The organism is Xanthobacter sp. 126 (assembly GCF_000526175.1).
In the GTDB taxonomy this organism is placed as follows: Bacteria; Pseudomonadota; Alphaproteobacteria; order Rhizobiales; family Xanthobacteraceae; genus Xanthobacter; species Xanthobacter aminoxidans.
This window is the reverse complement of the sequence record NZ_JAFO01000001.1, coordinates 430,355-451,819: the sequence shown is the minus strand read 5'-3', so window position 1 is coordinate 451,819 and position 21,465 is coordinate 430,355. Positions and strand designations below refer to the sequence as shown.

Sequence of the window (21,465 nt, the reverse complement as noted above, 5' to 3'; positions counted from 1 at the left end):
CCTTTGAGGCCGTCTCAGAACGCCCCCAACCACCGACGCCGCAGACCCGGGGGAAACGGGTCTGCGGTCGAAGCGCATGGCTGTCGGCCCTCCGTATTTTTTCTTTACTCACGCACACAAAGGAAAAGCCGGGGATGGCCGCTTTGTGAGGCCACCGCGCGCGCCGATGGGACGGTGAAACGAAACGCGCGCGGGGCCACGGCCACCCCCGGTGAAGCCCCGGGAGGGGGCAGTCGGATCGCCGCTCAGAAGAAGCCGAGCTTCTTGGGCGAATAGCTGACCAGCAGGTTCTTGGTCTGCTGGTAGTGATCGAGCATCATCTTGTGGGTCTCGCGGCCGATGCCGGACTGCTTGTAGCCGCCGAAGGCCGCGTGGGCCGGGTAGGCGTGGTAGCAGTTGGTCCACACGCGGCCCGCCTCGATCTCGCGGCCCATGCGGTAGGCGCGCGCGCCATCGCGAGTCCACACGCCGGCGCCGAGGCCGAACAGCGTGTCATTGGCGATGGCAAGCGCCTCTTCCTCGTCCTTGAAGGTGGCGACGGAGACCACCGGGCCGAAGATCTCTTCCTGGAAGATGCGCATGTTGTTGGTGCCGAGGAAGACAGTGGGCTTCACGTAGAAGCCGTCCGCAAGATCGCCGTCGAGCATGTTGCGCTCGCCGCCGGCCAGCACCTGGGCCCCCTCGGCCTTGCCGATGTCGATATAGGACAGGATCTTGTGCATCTGCTCGGACGACGCCTGCGCGCCGAGCATGGTCGCGGGATCGAGCGGGGAGCCCTGCTTGATGGCGGCGACGCGGGCCAGCGCCTTCTCCATGAACTTGTCGAAGATGCTTTCCTGCACCAGCGCGCGGCTGGGGCAGGTGCAGACCTCGCCCTGGTTGAGGGCGAACATGACGAAGCCTTCCACCGCCTTGTCGAGGAAGTCGTCGTCGTGGGCCGCCACGTCCTCGAAGAAGATGTTGGGCGACTTGCCGCCCAGTTCCAGCGTCACCGGGATGAGGTTCTGGCTGGCGTAGCCCATGATGAGGCGGCCGGTGCCGGTCTCGCCGGTGAAGGCGATCTTGGCGATGCGGGTGGAGGAGGCGAGCGGCTTGCCGGCCTCGAGGCCGAAGCCGTTGACGATGTTGAGCACGCCCGGCGGCAGCAGATCGCCGATGAGTTCGGCCACCAGAAGGATGCTGGCGGGGGTCTGCTCGGCTGGCTTCAGCACCACGCAATTGCCGGCCGCCAGCGCGGGCGCCAGCTTCCACACCGCCATCAGGATGGGGAAGTTCCACGGGATGATCTGGCCGACCACGCCGAGGGGCTCGTGGTAATGATAGGCGACGGTGTCGTGGTCGATCTCGGAGAGCGCGCCTTCCTGCGCCCGCACGCAGGCAGCGAAGTAGCGGAAATGGTCGATGGCCAGCGGGATGTCGGCGGCCATGGTCTCGCGGATCGGCTTGCCGTTGTCCCAGGTCTCGGCGCGGGCGATCAGCTCGAGATTGGCCTCCATGCGGTCGGCGATCTTGTTGAGCACCAGGGCGCGGTCGGCGGCGGAGGTGCGGCCCCAGGCCTTCTTGGCGGCGTGGGCGGCGTCCAGGGCGCGCTCGATGTCGTGCTCATCGGAGCGGGCGACCTCGCAGATCACCTTGCCGGTGATGGGGGAGGTGTTCTCGAAATAGCGGCCGTTCACCGGCTCGACGAAGGCGCCGCCGATGAAGTTGCCATAGCGGGCCTTGAAGGGCGAGGTGTGAGTGCTCGACAGAAAGGCTGGGCTGTTCATTGTTTCCTCCCATTGGTGGTGCAGGAGGATTTGCAGCGGCCGTGCCAGTTCTCGAACGTGCGCTGCACGCCTTTATTTGCAGTGCGGGAAGATGCTGCGAAAACTTGATTTTGTTCGCGTCGGGAGGACCTACGCAGAACCCCGACTTTACGGCCGGCGAATAGTCGTGCGAGACTGTCGCGCATAAGAACAAGGTGTCGCGACACCTGTCGCAAAATGCGACAGTCGCCGCGGGAAACGTCGCGCTAGGGAAGCGAAGCGAGCCGAGGGACGAATGCCTGCGCCATTTCCGCCCCTCTCGCCGGTGCCGCCACCGGACGAGCTGCTCACCGCCCGCCGCCGGTTCTTTTCCGGCGCGCCCGGGGCGGAGCAGGCGCTCGCCCTTCCCATCATCCGCTCCTGGACCCGCTGCGCCGAGCGCGGCCTGCCCGTGGGCGGCCGGCTGAAGGCCGAGCCGCTGACGCAGGGCGAACTCTCCGTCCGCCGCGAGCGGTACGAGGCGCTCCGCCGCCGCTGCCGGCCCGAGCTGGAGGCGCTGCATCTCAGCGCCAGCGCGGCGGGCGGCATCGTCATCCTCACCGATCCCGCCGGCCTCGTGCTCGACACCGTGGGCAGCGCCGATTTCGCCGACCGCGCCGCGCAGGTGGCCCTGCGCCCGGGCGTGAGCTGGAGCGAAGCGGACAGCGGCACCAATGCCATCGGCACAGCGCTCATCGAGCGGCGCGGCATCGAGGTGCGCGGCGCCGAGCATTATGCCGAGCCGCACGGCATCCTCACCTGCGCCGCCGCGCCCATCCATGATCCGTTCGGCGAGCTGGTGGGCCTGCTCGACCTTTCCGGCCCCTCCGCCGTGCCGCACCTGCATGCGCTGGCGCTGGTGGAGCTGGCGGTGGGGCAGGTAGAGCACCGCATGTTCGAGGGCGCCTTCCCCGGCCGGGACGTGGTGCGCTTCCACGCCGACCCCTCCTTCCTCGGCACCGCGCGCGAGGGCGTGCTGGTATTCGAGGACCATCGCCTCGTCGCTGCCAACCGCCCCGGCCTCGCTCTGCTCGGCCTCGGCTGGGATGCCCTGGGCGCGCGGCGCTTCTCCGAACTGTTCGAGGGCAGCCTCGGCCGCCCCGGCGACGCCCGCCGCGCCCGCACGCCCAACGGCGCCGTCATGCTGCGGCTGGAGCGGCAGTCACCGGCCCCGGTGCGGGCCGCCCCGGCGCCCGTCGCCGCGCCGGCCCCCGCCGTGGCCCCCGCCGGCCCCAGCTTCGATGCGGAGACCGAGCAGGCGCTGGGCCGTGCCATCCGCCTGATGAATGCGGGCGTGCCCGTGCTGATCCAGGGCGAGACCGGCTCCGGCAAGGAGGTGTTCGCCCGCCAGATCCATGCCCGCGGCCCGCGCGCGGCCGGCACTTTCGCGGCGGTGAACTGTGCGGCCCTGCCGGAAGGGCTCATCGAATCCGAACTGTTCGGCTATGAGGACGGCGCCTTCACCGGCGCCCGCCGTGCCGGCTTCAAGGGCCTGTTCCGCGAGGCGGACGGCGGGATGCTCTTCCTCGACGAGATCGGCGACATGCCCCTCGGCCTCCAGAGCCGCCTGTTGCGCGTGCTGCAGGAGCGGGAGGTGACACCGCTGGGAGGCGGCAAGGCGGTGAAGGTGGATTTCGCCCTCGTCTGCGCCTCCCACCGCGACCTGAAAATGCTGGTGGAGCACGGCAGCTTCCGCGCCGATCTCTATTTCCGCATCGCCCAATACACCGTCACGCTGCCGCCTTTGCGCAGCCTCGCGGACCGGGAAGCGCTGGTGGAGCGCCTGTGGCGCGAGATGGCCGGCCCCGGCCCGGATGCGCCGCGTCTCTCGCCGGACTGCCGCGAGGTGCTGGCGCGCCATACCTGGCCGGGCAATTTCCGCCAGCTCACCGGCGTGCTCAAGGTGCTGCTCGCTTTGGCCGAACCCGGCGAAACGGTGGGGCCGGAGGCGCTGCCCCTGGATGTGCGGACAACCGATCTGCGCGGTCCTGCGCAGCCGCCCGCCGCATCAACGCTCCCGGCATCTCAGGCGGCCGATCCGGCGCCCGGCCTGTCCGGCGATCTCGGCAGCGTCACCCGCGCCGCCATGGATGCCGCCCTGAAGGAATGCGACGGCAACATCTCCCGCGCCGCCCGCCGCCTCGGCATCCACCGCTCCACCCTCCACCGCCACCTCGCCGCACGCGGGCATTGAGGAGCGCGGGCGGGTGGGTGCCCGGCTGCGGAGGGAGACGACGCACGCTTTCTCATTCCGTCATCGCCCGCCTTGTGCGGGCGATCCACTGCGCGGCAAGAGGGGTGCCCCATCGGCGCGAACCGGGCGAAAGACGGAGTGGATCCCCCGGACGAGCGGGGGATGACGGCGGAAAGCCCGGAAGGCGGGCGGTGACGGATCGGGCCATCGCCCGCGTCAGGACGCCCCCCTCACACCCCCGCCAGATGATGCAGCACGATGCCCGAGGTGGTGGCGACGTTCAGGCTGTCGAAGCCCTCCGCCATGGGGATGGCCACCGTGCGCACCCGCGCCATCACCGCATCCGGAAGGCCCGGCCCCTCGGTGCCGAACAATGCGGCGACGCGCGGCGGGCGGTCGAGGCGGGAGAGGGTTTCCCGCCCGGACGGCGACAGCGCCACGGCCTCGAAGCCGCGTGCTGCGAGAAGATCGATGAGCACGCCGGCATCCCCCACCCGCGCGAACGGCACCACGAGGCTCGCGCCCACGGAGACGCGGATCGCCTTGCGGTAGAGCGGATCGCATGAGGCGTCATCCAGGATCACCGCATCGGCGCCGAAGGCCGCGGCATTGCGGAAGATGCCGCCCATATTGTCGTGATTGGTGAGGCCGAGGGCCGCCACCACCAGCGCGCGCGGCCCCAGCCCGTCGAGGAGCGCGCCGGCATCCGGCAGCGGCCGCGCCGTGCCCAGCGCAAGGATGCCGCGATGGATGTGAAAGCCGACGATGGCGTCCATCACCGCCTGCGGCGCCACATAAACCGGCAGGTCTTCCGGCAACGCGGCGATGAGGTCTGACAGCCGCTCCGCCTGCGCCTGCGACAGCAGCACGGAGGAGAGGCGATGGCCGCCGCGTGTGCCCAGCCGGCCGGCCAGCAGGCGCAGCACCACCTCGCCCTCGGCCATGAAGCCGCCCTGCCGCCCCACCAGATCGCGCTCGCGCACCGCGCGGAAGGCGGCGATGCGCGGATCGTCGGCCTCGGACACCGGAACGATCATAGGGGCCGGCGCTTCACCGGCACGGGCGCGCAGGTGCTGGCGCGCACCACCAGCTCGGGCGTCATCACCGCCCGCTCCACCGGACGGCCGGGATCGGCGATGCGTTTCAGGGCCAGGGTCGCGGCGGCGCGGCCATATTCGGGAATGAAGGTGTGCACCGTGGTGAGCGGCGGGTGCCAGACCCGCGCCTCCTCGATGTCGTCATAGCCGACGAGGGAGAAATCGCGGCCCGCGAGAAGACCGGCCGCCTGCAGCTCCATGAGCGCGCCGAAGGCGGAGAGGTCGTTGAAGCACACGGCGGCGGTGGGCGGCTCGTCCAGCGCGAGGAGGCGCGCCATGGCCTTGCGGCCTTCCGCGCGCAGGCCCGGACCTTCCATCACCAGTGTCGGATCGAAGGGAATGCCGGCCGCGGCAAGGCCCGCCTTGTATCCCGCGAAGCGCTTGCGGCCGGTGGAGATGGCGCCGAAGCCGCCGATCATGCCGATGCGCCGATGCCCCAGCGCCACCAGGTGCGCCACGCCCAGCGCCACGCCGGTCACGTCGTCGGAGCCGGCGAAGTCGAAGCCGGAGCCCTCGATCTCGCGCGTCACCTGCACCACGGCGATGCCGGTGGAGGCGAGCGCCTTCAAGTCCTCCACCCGCGAATGGGCGGCCGGCGAGACGAGGAAGGCGTCGGGCCGATATTCCGCCAGCGTGCCCAGCGTGCGGGTCTGGCGCGCCACATCCTCCTGGCTGACGCCCAGAAGCACGGTCTTGCCGGCCTCGGAGAGGGCATCCTCCACCGCCGCCAGCAGCTCGGTGAAGGAGGGGTTCACGATGTCATGCAGGCCGAGGGCGACGATGTTGGTGCGCGCCGTGCGCAGCGCGGCGGCGCCGCGGTTCGCCACATAGCCGCGCGCCCGCGCCGCCTCCTGAACCTTGAGGCGCGTCGCCTCGGCGACCATGGGGCTGTCGCGCAGGGCCAGCGAGATGGTGGCCGTGGACAGCCCCAGCTCCCGGGCGAGGCCCTGCAGCGTCACCTTGCCGATGGGCGCACCGGCGGGAGATGCACCGGGGTGAGCGGCACCCGGCGGAGGAGGATTCGTCTCGTCCATGGGCCATCCCTATAGCGGATCTGTCGCGTCTCGCGCCGTCCTTTCGGTCATGCTAAACGATTTAGCGACAACAGCAACGACAGCTGCGACGATACGAATCGGGAGGATGCCATGGCGGGTACGCGGGTTGGTTTCATCGGGGTCGGCCTCATGGGCCACGGCATGGCGAAGAACATCCTCGCCAAGGGCTTTCCGCTGGCCGTCATGGGCCACCGCAACCGGACGCCGGTGGAAGATCTGGTCTCCCGCGGCGCCACCGAGGTGAAGACCCCCGCCGAGATGGCGGCCCAGTGCGACGTGATCGTGCTCTGCGTCACCGGCGCACCGCAGGTGGACGAGGTGCTCAATGGCGAGAACGGCATCCTGAAGGCCGCCAAGGCCGGCCTCCACATCATCGACACGTCCACCTCCGAGCCGACGCTAACCATGGCGCTGGCGGCGAAGCTGGCGCAGGACGGCATCTTCCTCTGCGACGCGCCTTTGGGCGGGACGCCCATCCAGGCGGAGGAGGGTGCCCTTTCCGCCATGGTGGGGGCGGACGACGCGGCGTTCGCGGTGATCGAGCCGGTGGTGGCGGCCTTCGCCAGCCGCATCGTGCGGGTGGGCGCGCCGGGCGCCGGGCACACCATGAAGCTGCTCAACAACTTCCTGTCGCTGGGCTACGGCGCCATTTATGCCGAGGCGCTGGCCATCGCCGGCAAGGTAGGGGTGACGGCGGAGGTGTTCGACAGTGTCATCCGCGGCTCGCGCATGGATTGCGGCTTCTACCAGACCTTCATGGGCTACGTGCTGGAAGCGAACGTGAACGCCCACCGCTTCACCATCGCCAACGCCCACAAGGACATGCGCTACGTCACCAACCTCGCCACCAACACCGGCGCTTCCGCCTTCATCAGCGCCACGGTGAAGAACCTCTATGCGGCGGCCGAGGGCCTCGGCAATGGCGGCAAGAACGTGCCGCAGATCACCGATGTGCTGGCGCAGATGAACGGCCTGCCCACCGTGCTCGAGCTGAAGGCGGCGGCCGAGTAGCGTTACCGCAATTTACCGTCGCCCCGCCCGGGTTTCACACTTCCGACACCGCCGCGCGCCAACCTTCCCCGGGCATGGCGTGCGGCGCAATGACTCACGGGCAAGGCGGAACCTTCCGGCCCCGAAAGCATTTGCCGCCATATCGCGCCCCCTGCCGGGGGAGCGCCGGCAGGCAATGGGATCGGGAGGCTGCCAGACGTGTCGCAGAGCGGGCAAAGATTGGTGAGCATCGATTTCTGGCGGGGCTTCGCCCTGCTGACGATCTTCATCAACCATATTCCCGGCCACGTCTTCGGCGGCTTCACCTATCGCAACTTCGGCTTCTCGGACGCGGCGGAACTGTTCGTCTTCCTCGCCGGCATCTCCGCCGCCTTCGCCTATCTGAGGCCCTTCTCGGCCGGCGAGCGCGTGCGCACCACCGCGCGGGTGTGGATGCGCGCCTTCACGCTTTATGCCGCCCATCTGGTGCTGGTGGTGATGTCCGTGGTGGTGGTGGGCGGCTTCGTGGTGCTCACCGGCGACGAGCGCATGCTCGAATGGATGCACCTCGACATCATCCCGCAATATCCGCTGGAATCCCTCGTGGGCATCGGGCTGCTCACCTACCAGCCGGGCTATCTCAACATCCTGCCGCTTTATGTGGGGCTCCTGCTGCTGGCGCCGATCCTGCTGCTGCTGGCGCGGCGCAGCCTCGGGCTCGCCCTTGTAGCCTCGCTCACGCTTTATCTCGTCACCCAGTTCGCCGACCTTGCCTTGCCGGTGTGGCCGGGGGCGGGGGGCTGGTTCTTCAATCCGCTGGCGTGGCAGCTGCTCTTCACCTGCGGCCTCGTGATCGGCGCGCTGATGGATCGGGGCCTGCGTTCGGCCGCCCACCGGGTGCTGGACATCGCCGCGCCGCTGTATCTGCTGGTGGCGCTGGTGTGGGCGGTGCTCGGCTATCCGGTGACGCCGGATCTTGCCCCCGTGCCGCCCTTCCTGTGGGATTTCGACAAGACCAACCTCGCTCTGCCGCGCCTGCTGCATGTGCTGGCGCTGGCCTATTGCGTGTCGCGCCTGCCGCTGGAAGCGTGGCTGAAGAAGAGCGCGTCGGCCGCACCGCTCATCCTCATGGGCCGGCATGCCCTGCCGGTGTTCAGCCTCGGCACCGTGCTCAGCCTCGGCGCGCAGGTGGTGCGCCCCCTCGCCGATGGCGCGCTAGCCGTGGATTTGCTAATCGTTGCCGCAGGTTTCTCGCTCCAGTGGTCCCTCGCATGGGCACTCGAATGGCAGCGCCGCGATCGCGCCCCGGCGCGGCAGGCGGCGCCGGTCCCGGCTTCACCGGCCGTGGCGCTCGCGCCCGGGCAGTGAGGCGCGCGGGCGGCGTTTTTCTCGCCGTCTGGCTCCTGCTGTGCCCGCTCGCGGCCGGGGCCACGATCTCCAGCGCCTGCCGGGTGCCGGACATTTTCCTCGCCTTCGACAGCGATCTCGTCCGCACCGAGCGGCTGGTGGATCGCTCGGCCCCCGTGCGCATCCTGATGATCGGCCCCCAGCCCGACCGTCAGGCGCTTTCGGACAAGAAACGCAGCCGTCTTGAGACGGAGCTGAGCAACCGCCTGCCGAACATCACCTTCACCATCATCGACGAAGGCGCGACGCAGGGCCTCGCGCGCGATGATTTCGGCCGCATCCGCTCCGCCGTGGAGCGGGTGGCGCCGGACCTCATCATCTGGCAGGTGGGCACCGCCGATGCCCTCGCCGCCACTGATCCCGAGAGCTTCGCCCACACGCTGGAGCAGGCGGCCGACTGGCTGCGCGGGCGCAACATCGACCTCGTGCTCATCGACCCGCCCTTCGTGCCGGGCGTGGACCACGAGCACCTCTACGGCCGCATCGTGAAGCAGATCGACGCGGTGTCGGACAAGGAGCGCATGAACGTGGTGCAGCAATACGGCGCCACGAGCTATCTCCAGTCCTCCGCCCGCTCCCCGGCCGAGGGCCGCGCCTGCATGGCGGAACTGGTCGCCGAGGCCATCGTGAAGGCCGTGACGAGATAGGTTCCGCAAGGTTTTCCCTTCACCCGCCCTTAACCCATTGCCGCCATTCTCACGATCGTGAGTAAGCGTTGCGTAGGGTTGCGTCATGCGTAGTGTGGCCAAGGGGGCGGCCGGGCGGACGGCGCGTCAATGTCGTCCGGAGTATCCCGCAATCGCCCCCTTGGCGGCCACACCGGCCGCACCTCGGGGTGCGGTTTCGGACCGTGCTCTCCCCCTCAATGAAATTCTGATCGGCGACACCATCGCCCGCATGGCGGCCCTGCCCGCCGGGTCGGTGGATCTCGTCTTTGCCGATCCGCCCTACAACCTCCAGCTCGGTGGCGAGCTGAAGAGGCCGGACGAAAGCCGCGTGGACGCGGTGGACGACCACTGGGACCAGTTCGAGAGCTTCGCGGCCTATGATGCCTTCACCCGCGCCTGGCTGCTGGCCGCGCGGCGGGCGCTGAAGCCCAACGGCACGCTCTTCGTCATCGGCTCCTACCACAACATCTTCCGCGTCGGCGCGCTGATGCAGGATCTGGGCTTCTGGATCCTCAACGACATCATCTGGCGCAAGGCGAACCCCATGCCCAACTTCCGGGGCCGGCGCTTCACCAATGCGCACGAGACCCTGATCTGGGCCGCCCGCAGCGCCGATTCGAAATACACCTTCAATTACGAGGCGCTGAAAGCCGGCAACGAGGATGTGCAGGTGCGCTCCGACTGGCTCTTCCCGCTCTGCACCGGGCAGGAGCGGCTGAAGGACGAGAAGGGCCGCAAGCTCCATCCCACCCAGAAGCCCGAGGCGCTGCTCGCCCGCGTGCTGCTGTCCTCCACCAAGCCCGGCGACGTGGTGCTCGACCCCTTCTTCGGCTCCGGTACGACGGGCGCGGTGGCGAAGCGCCTGCGCCGGTCCTTCATCGGCATCGAGCGCGAAGAGACCTATGCCGAGGCGGCGCGCGCCCGCATCGACGCCGTTGAGCCGCTGTCGGAAGAGGCGCTGGTCGCCCCGCCGAGCGCGCGGGAGGCTCCGCGTGTCGCCTTCTCGGCGCTGGTGGAGCGCGGCCTCGTCACCCCCGGCGCCGAACTCACCGACGCCAAGGGCCGCTTCCGCGCCGTGGTACGGGCGGACGGCACCATTTCCCTCGCCGACAGCCCGAACGTGGGCTCCATCCATCGCGTCGGCGCCCTCGCCCAGGGGGCGGAGGCCTGCAACGGCTGGACCTTCTGGCATGTGGAGGAGGCGGGCCGCCGCCACCCCATCGACATCCTGCGCGCCCGCCTCCGGGCGGAGATGGGCATCGCCGCAGAATAGCTCAGAAGCGGTAGTTCACGCCCGCACGCACCACGTTGAAGGCGTAGTCGGACGATGCGGCGATGGTGAAGCCCGGCACCGGGTTGGCCGGGCTGTTGGCGAGCGCGAAGCTGCTGCCGCCGAGGTCCACATAGAGATATTCCGCCTTCACCGACCAATGGGCGTCGATGCGCGTTTCCGCGCCGCCGCCCGCCGTCCAGCCCCAGCGGGTGGAAGAGGACGAGCCCGCCCACGCATATTGTGAGCCGTTGGTACCGCCGATGAAAAGGCTGGTGCCCGCTTCGCCGAAGGCAAGGCCGCCGGTGGCATAGAGCAGCGTCGCGCCGACCACATAGCCGAGGCGCGCCCGCACCGTACCGAACCAGTCGCCGGTCAGCGCGTAGTCCTTGATGATGAACTGGCCGGCATTGACCAGTGAGGGCAGGACCTCGATCCCCGACTGGCTGCGGTCGGCATAGGCGAAATCAGCCTCGATGCCCGCCACCACCGCGTTCCACTGCCAATTGTAGCCGAGGGTCGCGCCGGCGCTGAAGCCGGTGGACGAGCCGCCCAGCGCACTCCCATACTCGAGCGCATGCTCCACCGGATTGACCACCAGGAACTTGCCGCCGATCTCAGGCGTGACGGTGGAGGCATCGATTACCGCGCCCGCGGTGACGCCCGCATAGAAGCCCTGCCAGGAGAGCGGCGCGGCGGCCGCAGGCGCAGGCGCCTTCACCGAGAGATCCGCCGCGCACACCGGTGCGCCTGTTGCCATCACGGCCGCGATGGCCAGTCCGAACCGCATTTTCTGCCCCCAATGCCCGCAAACACGAGCTTAGCTTTACGAGGCTCATGATGCCCTATGCAAGTACCTGCCGCCTGTCGTGCCTCATTGGTGGTCGAGATGCGCGAGCACCTTGCGCATGACCGAGGGCAGCGCCTCCGCATCGAACCCCTCAGGCCGCACCCAGCGGTGACCCTCCGGCGCTGGCGTCGTGGCGGGGAGATCGGCGCGGAGCACCTTCAGCGTCAGCGCGAAATGGGTGAAGACGTGCTCCACCGCGCCGGGGAGCGTCCGCCAGCGCGCCCTGAGCGGCGCGTGCGTCTCCGGCGCCTCCGGTTTCGGCCCCCAGGGGGTTGAGGGCACCTCCGTCATCTTCGCCAGAAGCCCCTTGTCGGGCCGGGTGCGCAGCAGCACCGCGCCATCCGCCCGCACGGCGAGGAAGGCGACGCCCTCCCGCTTCGGCTTGTCGCCCTTGGGCGCCTTCACCGGATAGAGCGCGGCATCCCCCGCCGCCCGCGCTTCGCACGGCTCCATCCACGGGCAGAGCGAGCAGGCGGGTGAGCGCGGGGTGCAGATGGTGGCGCCGAGGTCCATCATCGCCTGCGCGAAATCTCCGGGGCGCTGCGCCGGCGTGAGGGCGGCGGCCAGCGCCTTGATTCGCGGCTTGGCGCCGGGCAGCGGCTCGGCCACCCGATAAAGCCTTGAGACGACGCGCTCGATATTGCCATCCACCGGGCTCGCCTTGAGGTCGAAGGCAATGGAAGCGATGGCCGCCGCCGTGTAGGGGCCGATGCCGGGCAGGTCCAGCAGGGCCGCCTCGTCGTCCGGGAAGCGCCCGCCATGGCGCGCCACCACCGCCTGTGCACAGGCGTGCAGGTTGCGGGCGCGGGCGTAATAGCCGAGCCCGGCCCAGGCGGAGAGCACCTCCTCCAGCGGCGCGGCGGCGAGGTGCGAGACCGTCGGCCAGCGGGCGAGGAAGTCGGTGAAATACGGCCCCACCGCCTTCACCGTGGTCTGCTGGAGCATGATCTCGGAGAGGAAGACGTGGTAGGGGTCCGCCGTCCGGCCCGGCTCGGCCCGCCAGGGCAGGCGGCGGCGGTGGCGGTCGTACCAGGCGAGGAGCGCGGCGGGGGCCGGGGTTCCGGATCTGGAATTTCGGGCACCGCTTGCGGCCGCGCGTGCGGCGGGGGAGGATGTCATGCGGCCAAGGTGGCCGCGCCCGCGTGCCGGGGCAAGGGGTTCGGTGCCCCGTCGCCCCACCATCCCGTCCGTCCGCCGGAGACGCCTTGAGCACGTCCAACTTCACCCGCCGCTACCGAGGCCCGCGCCCCCTCGCCGATTTCGTGGCGCCGGGGATCAGCGACCTGTGCGGCCGCGCCGGCTTCTCGGTGGTGGAGGTGGTGACCCATTGGGACGAGATCGTCGGCCCGGACCTCGCGCCCCGCTGCATCCCCCTCAAGCTGCAATGGCCGCGGGAGGACGGGGCGGCGGCGACCCTCGTGGTGCGGGTGGAAGGCGCCTACGCCATCGAGCTGCAATATGCAGCCGGCATCGTGGTGGAGCGAATCAACGCCTATTTCGGCTGGCGCTGCGTCGGCCGCCTCACCCTGCGCCAGGGTCCGGTGCCCCAGCGCCACGCGCCGCCACCCGTGCCGCCGAAGCCGGACAAGGCGGCCATCGCCGCCGTGCGACACGAGATCGGCACCTTCGAGGACGAGGCGCTTGCCGAGTCGCTCGCAAAGCTCGGCGCGCTGGTGCGGCGCGAGCAGCGCGGCGGCTAGGGCGCGGATGCCAGACCGGCCGGCGTTCACCCGTCCGTTATCTCGGGCGCGCGGCGCGGGCCTTTCCCGCCATAAGGGCGACATGATAGAGCGCGAAGGCTCTTCTGCAGGTTCGGCGGTGCGGTGCCGGACTGTTCCCGTTTCCCGTTCTGATGCCCTAACGGAACCGGCGATGCGGCCAAGATCGGGAAAGCCCGGTCGCCAGCCGCCGGACCATTCGGAGATGTCCATGATTGTCGATCGCCGCCGTTTCCTGGTCACCGCAGGTCTCGCCGCGCTGGCGGCCGGGCTCGGCCTGCCGCTCTCGTTTGATCCGGCCGCGGCCCAGACGGTGGAGCAGGCCAAGCTGATCGCCCCCGCCGCGAGCCCGCTGCCGGAGAAGGCGCTCGGCAGCGCCACGGCGCCGGTCACCGTCATCGAATATGCCTCGATGACCTGCAGCCACTGCGCCGCCTTCCACACCGGCACCTTCCCCGAGCTGAAGAAGAAGTACATCGACACCGGCAAGGTGCGCTTCATCTTCCGCGAATTCCCGTTCGAGCCGGTGGCCACCGCCGCCTTCATGCTCGCCCGCTGCATGCCCGAGGACAAATATTTCCCCATGGTCTCGACCCTGTTCGAGACGCAGAAGACCTGGGCCTACAGCACCGATCCGGCCGCCGGCCTCCTCGCCGTGGCCAAGCAGGCCGGCATGAGCCAGGCCGATTTCGAGAAGTGCCTCACCGACCAGCAGCTCGGCGAGAAGGTGCAGGAAAGCGCCCTCTACGCCAACAAGGAGCTGGGCGTGAACGCGACCCCCACCTTCTTCATCAACGGCAAGAAGGTCTCCGGCGCCCTCGGCATCGCCGAATGGGACAAGGAACTGGCGCCGCTGCTCGCCGGCAAGTGAGGCGAGAGGTCTGCACCATCAAGGGCCGGCGCACCACGCCGGCCCTTTTCGTGTGTGGGGCTCGCGCTCACGCCGCCCGGAGCTTCTTCTCCACATAGCGGCTTTCCTGCGTGCGCCCGCCATAGCCATAGGCATCGGCCTTCACCTCGCGCACGAGGATGTAGCTCTCCTCGTCCAGGTCCGGGAGCAGGCCGGACATGGCGGCGAAGACGGCTTCCAGATAGGCGGCCTTCTCATCTTTGGTGTTGGTGCCATCCACCACCAGGATGTCGAGGGAGAAGGACGAACGGGCCTTCGCCGACAGCGCCTCCCCGCCCACGAACCAGTGTTCGGCCGGGACGAAGGAGACGGCGACCGCCGTCACCTTCGGGTCCTTGCGCAGGATGCGGGCGGTGAGACCGGACAGGGTGGCGGCGACGGTCGCCGCAAGAGCGTCGTCCGGGGCGCCGGACAGCTTCACGTTCAGGATGGGCATTTCTTCCTCCAGGGCTGCCATCGGTGCAGCGATGGCTTCTTGTAGGCCGCCCAAATCCATGAGAAAAATTGAATTCTAAAATTCCAGAGATTTGCTAATCTCATACCATGATCCGCAATCTCGACCTCGACCTCATCCGCAGCTTCGCCGCCGTGGCCGATCTCGGCTCCATCTCCGCGGCAGCGCGGAAGGTGGGACGCAGCCAGTCCGCGGTGAGCCTCCAGATGGACCGGCTCGCCGAGGCGGTGGGTTTCTCCCTTCTGGAACGGCGTGGGCGGGCGGTGTCCCCCACCCTGCGCGGCGCCGCCTTCCTGGAGGACGCGCGGCGCCTGCTCGATCTCAACGACCGCATCCTCACCCAGCACGTCCACGGCGCCTTCGCCCAGCCGCTGCGCCTGGGCTTCGTGCAGGATGTGGGTGAGCAGGTGCTCCAGCGCATTCTCTACCGGCTTTCCTCGAGCTTCCCGCAGGCCCCGATCACGGTGCGGGTCTGCACCACATCCACCATGCTCGACATGCTGCGGGCCGAGGAGCTGGACGTGGCCGTGGGCTTTCGCAGCGAGAGCGAATTGCCCGCCTCCCTGCTGCTGCGCGAATCCATGGTGTGGATCGCCGCGCGCCAGCTTCGCCTCGACCGGGAGGCGCCGGTGCCCCTCGTGCTGTTCGAGCACCCGTGCAGCTGCCGCACGGCCGCCATCGCCGCGCTGAATGCCGCTGGGCGGCCGTTCCGCATCGCCTTCACCAGCCCCAGCCTGCCGGGCCTGATGGCGGCCGTGGGGGCGGGGATGGGCGTCACCGTGCGCTCGCCCCGGGCGCTTCGGCCGGACCTCGCCATCGTCGCCGACCTCGACCGCGCGGCGCTGCCGGACATGGAATTCCTGCTCTACACCCGCCCCGGCGTCCGCCCCCCGGCGCTGCAGAAGGTGGAAGAGGTGCTGCAGGAAGAATTGCGGCGCGAGCATCCATTGTACGCGGTGGCGTGAGGCTGCGTTCGGACACTCATTCGGTGCGGGCAGCCGTTTCCCGTCGCGCCGCCGTCATGGCCGGGACAAGCCTGGCCATGACGGCTCGCCAGGAAGCCAGCAGGCGAAATCAACGCAATCAGAATGTGCAACTAAAGAACACACCACCATTTTCCGATAATTGATTGAACCCCTCGATTTTGTCGTGATACTCCGCGCCCGAATTGCCCCATCCCGCGCGGAGCCCATTTCATGCGCCTGTCCCTGCCTATGGCCGCCCTCGCGGCGACCCTCCTCTCGCTCCCCGCCCTCGCGGCGGACCCCAAGCCGCTGCGCATCGGCGTGCTGAACGACCAGTCCGGCATCTATGCCGACATGGCCGGACCTGGCTCGGTCATTGCGGCGAAGATGGCGGTGGAGGATTTCGGCGGCAGCGTGCTGGGCCGTCCCATCGAGATCATCGCCGGCGACCACCAGAACAAGCCGGACGTGGGCTCGGCCATCGTCACCCGCTGGATCGACGAGGACGGGGTGGACGTGATCGCCGACATCCCCACCTCCTCCGTGCTGCTGGCGGTGCAGGAGATCGGCCGCACCAAGAACAGACTGGTGCTCGCCTCCACGGGCGGCTCATCCGACTTCACCGGCAAGGCCTGCGCGCCCACCGGCATCCACTGGACCTACGACACTTATGCGCTGGCCGCCGGCACCGGCGCGTCGCTGGCCAAGGACGGGCCGTGGTTCTTCATCACCGCCGACTATGCCTTCGGCACGGCGCTGGAGCGCGACACGGCGAAGGCGGTGGAACAGGGCGGCGGCAAGGTGGTGGGCAGCGTGAAGCACCCGCAGGGCACGTCGGACTTCTCCTCCTTCCTGCTGCAGGGGCAGGGCTCGGGCGCCAAGCTGATCGCCTTCGCCAATGCCGGCAGCGACACGGTGAACGCCATCAAGCAGGCCAACGAGTTCGGCATTCCCCAGTCGGGCATCAAGCTCGCCGGGCTTTATCTGCACATCACCGATATCCACGCCATCGGCCTTCAGACCGCGCAGGGGCTCATCCTCACCCAGGGCTTCTACTGGGACCTGAACGACGAGACCCGCGCCTGGTCCAAGCGCTTCTACGAGAGGCACAAGGCCATGCCGACCATGGGCCAGGCCGGCACCTATTCGGCCATCCTGCATTACCTGAAGGCGGTGAAGGCCGCCGGCACCACCGACACGGCCACCGTCGCCACGCAGATGAAGGCGACGCCGGTGGATGATTTCTTCTCCCACGGCGGGCGCATCCGCGAGGACGGCCGCATGGTCCACGACCTCTATCTCTTGCAGGTGAAGACGCCGGCCGAGCAGAAGTATCCGTGGGACTATCTCAAGCTCATCCGCACCATCCCCGGCGACGAGGCGTTCCGCCCGCTGGCCGAGGGCGGCTGCCCGCTGGTGCGCCAGCAGGCGGCGAAGTAGACCGCGCGACGCGCTTCCCCGCCGCCTATCCGCGCCGGGGGAGCGGCCCCCCGCTCGCCAGATACACCCCGATGGTGGCGGCGAAGATGCCCAGCCAGTCCGTGCCGGACGGGTACTCGCCGAGGATGGGGATGGCCATGAGCGCGGCCATCACCGGCACGCAGGCGCCGAAGGCCGCGCCCGCCGAGGCACCCAGCAGCGCCACGGAGCGGGCGAACAGGAACAGCGAGATCACGGTGGCGAAGACGCCCTGATAGACCGCCTGGAAGACGACATCGCGCAGCGGCGCATCGAACGCGGTGAAGCCGTGCAGCAGGCCGTACAGCGGCAAGTAGAGCAGCGCCGAGCCCACCGAGACCACCGCCACCGCATGGAGCGCGCCGAGGCCGCTCTTGCGCAGCGCCACCGCATAGCTGGCCCACATGAAGGCACCGGCCATGCACAGGAGGTGGCCGATGCCCGAGCCCAGCCCGGTGGCCACCGCCCCCACCCCGGCGATCAGCGCCACGCTCGCGAGAATCAGCGCATAGCCCACCCGCCGCTGCATGCTGAACCGCTCGCGCAGGGCCACGGCCGAGATCAGCGCGACGAACAAGGGCATGACACCGGGAATGAGCACCCCCGCCTCCCCCGCCGGCGTGGTGCGCAGGCCGAAGCCGGCCACCACCGCATAGGGCGCGCCGGCCCCCGCGATCATCACCAGAAGCTGCCAAGGCTTCGCCTTGTCGAGCCCCAGCCCGTGGCGCAGCAGCACCGGCAGCAGCACGAGGCCGGCGGTGGCGTAGCGCAGCATGGTCACGTCGTAGACGCCGAGGGACGAGGTGACGCCGAGCCGGGTGATGGACATCCACCCCGCCCAGATGGTGACGCTCGCCAGCCCGAACAGAGCCCCCGCCACATAGCGCGCTGTGGGGATGGTTGCGACCGCCTGCGGGCCCGTCGTCTGCGAAGAAGCCGTGTGCGTACTCATGCTCGCCGCGTGCCTGCCTGACCGGATTTGGGCCCAAGCTACCCCGCGCGATCCATTCAGCCTAATGAGAGTTTGAGCTGCAACCCATGAGGTCCCCTGATGAATGGAGGCCCGCTGATGGATCGGCGCCGAGGCCTCACGCCGGGGACGGCGCAGCCACGCGCCAGCCGTTCACCGCGGCAAGCTCCGCCTCCGGCTCTTCCGACACCACCGCGCGCCGGCCCATGAAGACGCTGCCGGCCTCGCCGTCGAGGGAGAGCCAGTCCCCCTCCGCCAGCGTCTCGGCCCCGAGCCGGGCGCGGCGGGCGGCGGGATCGATGACGAGCGCGGCGCAGCCCACCACGCAGGCCCGGCCGAGCTGGCGCGCCACCACGGCGGCATGGGCGGTGCGGCCGCCGATGCTGGTGAGGATGCCGGCGGCGAGCGCCAGCGCGGCGATGTCGTCCGTCGCCACATCCGGGCGCAGCAGGATCACGGGATCGCCCGCCCCGGCAAGGCGGCGGACGCCCTCCTCGTCGAACGCCACCCGGCCGCTGACTGTGCCGGGCGAGGCGGCGACGCCGTGCGCCACCGGCTCCGCTTCACCGGAAAAGCGGGTGGCGGCGACGGCGGAGAGGTCCACGCCTTCCAGCAGCGCCAGCCCCTCGGCCGGGGTAATGGCGCCTTCCGCCACCATGTCCACGGCGATCCTCAGCGCGGCGCGCGGCGTGCGCTTGGCGGCGCGGGTCTGGAGGAAATAGAGCCGGCCCTCCTCGAAGGTGAATTCCACATCCTGCACGTCGCGATAATGCCGCTCCAGCGCCGCGACGCCCTGGGCCAGCGCTGTGGCGACATGAGGCAGCAGCGCGCCGAGGCGGTCGAGCCCCACCGGCTGGCGGCGGCCGGACACCACATCCTCCCCCTGCGCATCGAACAGGAGATCGGCATAGAGGCCTGGCGCCCCGCTCGCCGGATTGCGCGAGAAGGCGACGCCCGAGCCCGAGCGCACGCCGGCATTGCCGAACACCATGGCCTGCACCGTTACGGCGGTTCCCGCGAGATGTTCCAGATGGTTCAGCCGGCGATATTCCACCGCCTTGGGCGCCGCCCAGGAGCGGAACACCGCCTCCACCGCCTCGGCAAGCTGGTCGCGCGGGTCGGCGGGCACGCTCGCGCCATAGCCGTCGCGGGCAAGGTCCAGATAGCGCGCGGCGAGGCGCTCCAGCACCTCCGGGTCCAGCCCCTGCTCGCTGCCCGCCTGCTCGGCGGCGATGAGATCGCGCTGCACCTGCTCGAACGGCGCGCGCGGCAGGCCGGCCACCACCTCGCACCAGCCCTCGATGAAGCGGCGATGGCAGTCGAAGGCGAGGCGCGGGTTGCCGTGGAGGCGCATGAGACCGCGTGCGGTCTCGGCGGTCATGCCCACGTCCAGCACCGTCTCCAGCATCCCCGGCATGGACTTTTCCGCGCCGGAGCGCACCGAGACGAGGAGCGGGCGGCGGCGGTCGCCGAAGCGCCGGCCGGTGGCCGCCTCAATGAAGGCGAGGCCGTCCTCCAGCAGGCGGCGCACCTCGCCCGTGCGACGCTCGCCGCAAAGGGACGTGGAGAGCACGAAGGCCGGCGGCACGTCGAGCCCCAGCGCGTTCATGCGCCAGAGCTGGGCGGCCTTGGAGCCGAAATCATGGGCTGTGAGGGGCGCGGTGGTGCCGCCGGGGCCGATGAAGGCGATGGGGTGGGCGTGGGGGGTCTGGTTCTTCACGGGGCCATCTCCTCCAGCACCGAGGCGCGCAGCGCGAGGGCGGCGCGGGCCAGTTCGTCGGTGGCGCCCTCGATGGCGCGGGCCAGCTCAAGGGTCGCGACAAGCGCCCCGGCGTCGAGGGGATCGCCGGCGCCCAAGCTCAGCACAGCTTCCTGCACCCGGCGATGGGCGGCATCGGCTCGGCGCTCGCCCTCGGTCACCGCGTCGATGGCCTCCAGCGTGTCGGTCACATCCTCCCGCCGGCCCGCCGAGCCCTCGCTGGCGGCGGCCACCGCCCGCACGAGATCGGAGCAGCAGACCACCGCGCCGGCGGCGAGATCGCGCAGGGGCGGCACGGCGGCGCCGGGCTTCAGCCGCGCGGCGCTGGCGAGGAAGGCGGCCTCCTCGAATGCATCCACCGCCTGCTCGGCGGCATCCGCCACGGGCAGGAAGCGGCCGCCCTGACCGAACGGGCCGCTCGCCCGCTCGCGGGCGCCGACGATCTGCCGGTCGGCCTTCTCCTCCAGCCTTTTGGCCCGGCTGCGCAGCCCATCGCGGGCGGCATCGGAAAGGTCCGCGGGGGCATCGAGCACGCCGGCCACCGCGCCGGCCAGCATGCGGGCGATGCCGAGCTGGCGCAGCACCACGGCCAGCATCTCCTCCTCCACCGAGCCGAAGCTGCGCGCCAGTTCCGCCCGCACCTCGTCGCGGATGAGCCGGGCGGAACGGCCGGCGGCCAATCCCTCGCTGGCGAGGCGCAGCACCTCGGCGAGGAAGCGCGCCGCGCCCTCGCGCCCCAGCACCCGGTCGAGCCGCGCGCCATAGGGCACCCGCCCCTCGGCGCTGCGGCGCACGGCATCGAACACCAGTTCCGGCCCACCCATCTCCAGAAAGCCGCGATGGCCGATGGCGCCGCGCGCGGCGGTGCGCAGCAGCGCGATGGCGGTGGGCTTGTCCACGAAGGTCTGGAGCGCCTTGCGCGCCTTGTTCCAGTCGATGAGGAAGACGATGTTGCGGCCCACCGCCGAAAGGAAGCCGTCCAGCGCCTCCGCGTCCTTCGCCGTGAAGCGGCCGGTGACGAGGTGAAAGGCGGCCCCGCCCGCGATGCCCGCCGCCGTGCGCTCGGCGAGCGGCGTCCAGTCCGCGCCGGCATCCGAGAACAGGGAGATGAAGAACTTGGCGCGGGAGCGGTGCACGTCCGTGTAGGTGACGGTGGCCTCCAGCCCGTCCACGGCGATGATGATGACATGGGCATCGGTGGTGCCGATGTCGTTCTGGATGACGAGGCGCGTCCCGCTGCGACTCGCCGTGGTGTCGAGGCCGGGATGGCCGAAGATCAGCCCCCGCGTCTCGCCAAGCCCCGCCATGAAGGCGGCGATGCGCGGCTTGTCCTCCTCCGCGATGCCCAGCGTCCGCGCGCCCGCCACCGTCTCGGCCGAGAGGGCGGCGGAGAGGCGGTTCAGCGCCTTGTGCAAATCCATGACGAGGAGATGCGCGCTGTCCGACCCGCCGCGCCGGGCGCTGGTGAGGCGCACGAGATCGGCCTCGGAGAGGATGTCGTCCGTGCCCGCGCCGAACGCCGTGCGCAGGGCGGCGAGGCGCGCGGCGAAGCTCTCCGCGCCCGCCTCGCCCGCCGCCTCCAGCGGATCGGCCATGGCGGCGATGTCGTCGAGGATGGCCTGCGTCAGCCGGCCTGCGCCACTGACCTGATAGCCGCCGCCATCGAGCAGCCGGGCGCTGGCGGCCACCGCATCGAGCCCGTCCCCCATGAGGCCGGCGGCGCGCGCCTCGGCGTCCAGCGGGCGAACGGGTGTGGCGGGCGCACGGGCGCGGGCGGCGGCGTCCTGCAAGGCGGTCATGCGCAGCTTGGCGCGGTCGTTGGCGGCGAGCGCGCGTTCGAGCCGCGCCGGGAGCAGCAACCCGCCCTCGCCGAGCGCCTCGACGATCAGGGTCTTCTCCATGCTTCCGCCTCCTCG

18 protein-coding genes are annotated in these 21,465 nt (G+C 70.1%); 9 read left to right on the top strand and 9 right to left on the bottom strand.

The features are described 5' to 3' along the window. Positions 1-245: 245 nt before the first annotated feature. Positions 246-1,766: an aldehyde dehydrogenase gene (gene adh, locus XAN126_RS0102095; protein WP_024276949.1), complete on the bottom strand. Its 1,521-nt coding sequence runs from the start codon at positions 1,764-1,766 to the stop codon at positions 246-248. Between the two features lie 274 nt (positions 1,767-2,040). Here adh and XAN126_RS0102090 point away from each other — a divergent pair, with 274 nt between their 5' ends. Then, positions 2,041-3,978 carry a sigma-54-dependent Fis family transcriptional regulator gene (locus XAN126_RS0102090; protein ID WP_024276948.1) on the top strand — a complete coding sequence of 646 codons (1,938 nt, stop codon included), beginning with the start codon at positions 2,041-2,043 and terminating at the stop codon, positions 3,976-3,978. A 230-nt stretch (positions 3,979-4,208) separates the two neighbouring features. On the opposite strand, the gene XAN126_RS0102085 is transcribed toward XAN126_RS0102090, so the two are convergent. Continuing rightward, positions 4,209-5,015, bottom strand: a complete 807-nt coding sequence (locus tag XAN126_RS0102085) for an RNA methyltransferase (protein ID WP_024276947.1) — start codon at positions 5,013-5,015, stop codon at positions 4,209-4,211. After that, entirely contained in the window at positions 5,012-6,109 is a 1,098-nt protein-coding gene (locus XAN126_RS0102080) for a LacI family DNA-binding transcriptional regulator (protein ID WP_051460533.1), read from the bottom strand. The genes XAN126_RS0102085 and XAN126_RS0102080 overlap by 4 nt, the downstream gene beginning before the upstream one ends. 18 nt (positions 6,110-6,127) lie before the next feature. On the opposite strand from XAN126_RS0102080, the gene XAN126_RS0102075 reads away from it, so the two are divergent. From XAN126_RS0102075 to XAN126_RS0102060, 4 genes are all read left to right on the top strand, one after another. After that, positions 6,128-7,141 (top strand): NAD(P)-dependent oxidoreductase, encoded by a 1,014-nt coding sequence (locus tag XAN126_RS0102075; protein WP_280938297.1) that lies wholly within the window; start codon positions 6,128-6,130, stop codon positions 7,139-7,141. A gap of 222 nt (positions 7,142-7,363) precedes the next feature. Next, a complete protein-coding gene (locus tag XAN126_RS0102070) occupies positions 7,364-8,488 on the top strand; it encodes an OpgC domain-containing protein (protein WP_197023996.1) in 1,125 nt (374 codons plus the stop codon). Then, positions 8,485-9,174: an SGNH/GDSL hydrolase family protein gene (locus XAN126_RS0102065; protein ID WP_155982192.1), complete on the top strand. Its 690-nt coding sequence runs from the start codon at positions 8,485-8,487 to the stop codon at positions 9,172-9,174. The genes XAN126_RS0102070 and XAN126_RS0102065 overlap by 4 nt, the downstream gene beginning before the upstream one ends. Before the next feature lie 85 nt (positions 9,175-9,259). Continuing rightward, complete coding sequence (locus tag XAN126_RS0102060; protein WP_280938284.1) at positions 9,260-10,468, top strand: site-specific DNA-methyltransferase; 1,209 nt, start codon at positions 9,260-9,262, stop codon at positions 10,466-10,468. 1 nt (position 10,469) lies between these two features. On the opposite strand, the gene XAN126_RS0102055 is transcribed toward XAN126_RS0102060, so the two are convergent. Both XAN126_RS0102055 and mutY read right to left on the bottom strand, forming a co-directional pair. Beyond that, a complete protein-coding gene (locus XAN126_RS0102055; protein ID WP_024276941.1) occupies positions 10,470-11,255 on the bottom strand; it encodes an outer membrane beta-barrel protein in 786 nt (261 codons plus the stop codon). An 84-nt stretch (positions 11,256-11,339) separates the two neighbouring features. After that, a complete protein-coding gene (mutY, locus tag XAN126_RS0102050) occupies positions 11,340-12,434 on the bottom strand; it encodes an A/G-specific adenine glycosylase (RefSeq protein ID WP_024276940.1) in 1,095 nt (364 codons plus the stop codon). Positions 12,435-12,520: 86 nt separating this feature from the next. On the opposite strand from mutY, the gene XAN126_RS0102045 reads away from it, so the two are divergent. Further along, on the top strand, positions 12,521-13,015 hold the full coding sequence (locus tag XAN126_RS0102045; protein ID WP_024276939.1) for a DciA family protein: 495 nt from the start codon (positions 12,521-12,523) through the stop codon (positions 13,013-13,015). A gap of 229 nt (positions 13,016-13,244) precedes the next feature. Further along, a complete protein-coding gene (locus XAN126_RS0102040) occupies positions 13,245-13,904 on the top strand; it encodes a DsbA family protein (protein WP_024276938.1) in 660 nt (219 codons plus the stop codon). Between the two features lie 67 nt (positions 13,905-13,971). On the opposite strand, the gene XAN126_RS0102035 is transcribed toward XAN126_RS0102040, so the two are convergent. Beyond that, positions 13,972-14,379, bottom strand: a complete 408-nt coding sequence (locus XAN126_RS0102035) for a tautomerase family protein (protein WP_024276937.1) — start codon at positions 14,377-14,379, stop codon at positions 13,972-13,974. 107 nt (positions 14,380-14,486) lie between these two features. Here XAN126_RS0102035 and XAN126_RS0102030 point away from each other — a divergent pair, with 107 nt between their 5' ends. Together XAN126_RS0102030 and XAN126_RS0102025 are read left to right on the top strand one after the other, a co-directional pair. Continuing rightward, entirely contained in the window at positions 14,487-15,362 is an 876-nt protein-coding gene (locus XAN126_RS0102030; protein ID WP_024276936.1) for a LysR substrate-binding domain-containing protein, read from the top strand. Positions 15,363-15,593: 231 nt separating this feature from the next. Beyond that, complete coding sequence (locus XAN126_RS0102025; RefSeq protein ID WP_024276935.1) at positions 15,594-16,802, top strand: ABC transporter substrate-binding protein; 1,209 nt, start codon at positions 15,594-15,596, stop codon at positions 16,800-16,802. A gap of 25 nt (positions 16,803-16,827) precedes the next feature. Here the strand turns inward: XAN126_RS0102025 and XAN126_RS0102020 are convergent, their stop codons facing one another. The 3 genes from XAN126_RS0102020 to XAN126_RS0102010 form a co-directional block, all read right to left on the bottom strand. After that, positions 16,828-17,772, bottom strand: coding sequence for a DMT family transporter (locus XAN126_RS0102020; protein ID WP_024276934.1), 945 nt, complete (start codon positions 17,770-17,772; stop codon positions 16,828-16,830). Positions 17,773-17,908: 136 nt separating this feature from the next. Continuing rightward, complete coding sequence (locus XAN126_RS0102015) at positions 17,909-19,510, bottom strand: PEP/pyruvate-binding domain-containing protein (protein ID WP_245272196.1); 1,602 nt, start codon at positions 19,508-19,510, stop codon at positions 17,909-17,911. Next, complete coding sequence (locus XAN126_RS0102010; protein WP_024276932.1) at positions 19,507-21,450, bottom strand: hypothetical protein; 1,944 nt, start codon at positions 21,448-21,450, stop codon at positions 19,507-19,509. The genes XAN126_RS0102015 and XAN126_RS0102010 overlap by 4 nt, the downstream gene beginning before the upstream one ends. Positions 21,451-21,465 lie beyond the last annotated feature (15 nt).

Bases quoted from the DNA above. Each gene is read 5' to 3' on its own strand.
- adh (WP_024276949.1), bottom strand. From the start codon at position 1,766: ATGAACAGCCCAGCCTTTCTGTCGAGCACTCACACCTCGCCCTTCAAG.
- XAN126_RS0102090 (WP_024276948.1), top strand. From the start codon at position 2,041: ATGCCTGCGCCATTTCCGCCCCTCTCGCCGGTGCCGCCACCGGACGAG.
- XAN126_RS0102085 (WP_024276947.1), bottom strand. From the start codon at position 5,015: ATGATCGTTCCGGTGTCCGAGGCCGACGATCCGCGCATCGCCGCCTTC.
- XAN126_RS0102080 (WP_051460533.1), bottom strand. From the start codon at position 6,109: ATGGACGAGACGAATCCTCCTCCGCCGGGTGCCGCTCACCCCGGTGCA.
- XAN126_RS0102060 (WP_280938284.1), top strand. From the start codon at position 9,260: ATGCGTAGTGTGGCCAAGGGGGCGGCCGGGCGGACGGCGCGTCAATGT.
- XAN126_RS0102055 (WP_024276941.1), bottom strand. From the start codon at position 11,255: ATGCGGTTCGGACTGGCCATCGCGGCCGTGATGGCAACAGGCGCACCG.
- mutY (WP_024276940.1), bottom strand. From the start codon at position 12,434: ATGACATCCTCCCCCGCCGCACGCGCGGCCGCAAGCGGTGCCCGAAAT.
- XAN126_RS0102040 (WP_024276938.1), top strand. From the start codon at position 13,245: ATGATTGTCGATCGCCGCCGTTTCCTGGTCACCGCAGGTCTCGCCGCG.
- XAN126_RS0102035 (WP_024276937.1), bottom strand. From the start codon at position 14,379: ATGCCCATCCTGAACGTGAAGCTGTCCGGCGCCCCGGACGACGCTCTT.
- XAN126_RS0102030 (WP_024276936.1), top strand. From the start codon at position 14,487: ATGATCCGCAATCTCGACCTCGACCTCATCCGCAGCTTCGCCGCCGTG.
- XAN126_RS0102025 (WP_024276935.1), top strand. From the start codon at position 15,594: ATGCGCCTGTCCCTGCCTATGGCCGCCCTCGCGGCGACCCTCCTCTCG.
- XAN126_RS0102020 (WP_024276934.1), bottom strand. From the start codon at position 17,772: ATGAGTACGCACACGGCTTCTTCGCAGACGACGGGCCCGCAGGCGGTC.
- XAN126_RS0102010 (WP_024276932.1), bottom strand. From the start codon at position 21,450: ATGGAGAAGACCCTGATCGTCGAGGCGCTCGGCGAGGGCGGGTTGCTG.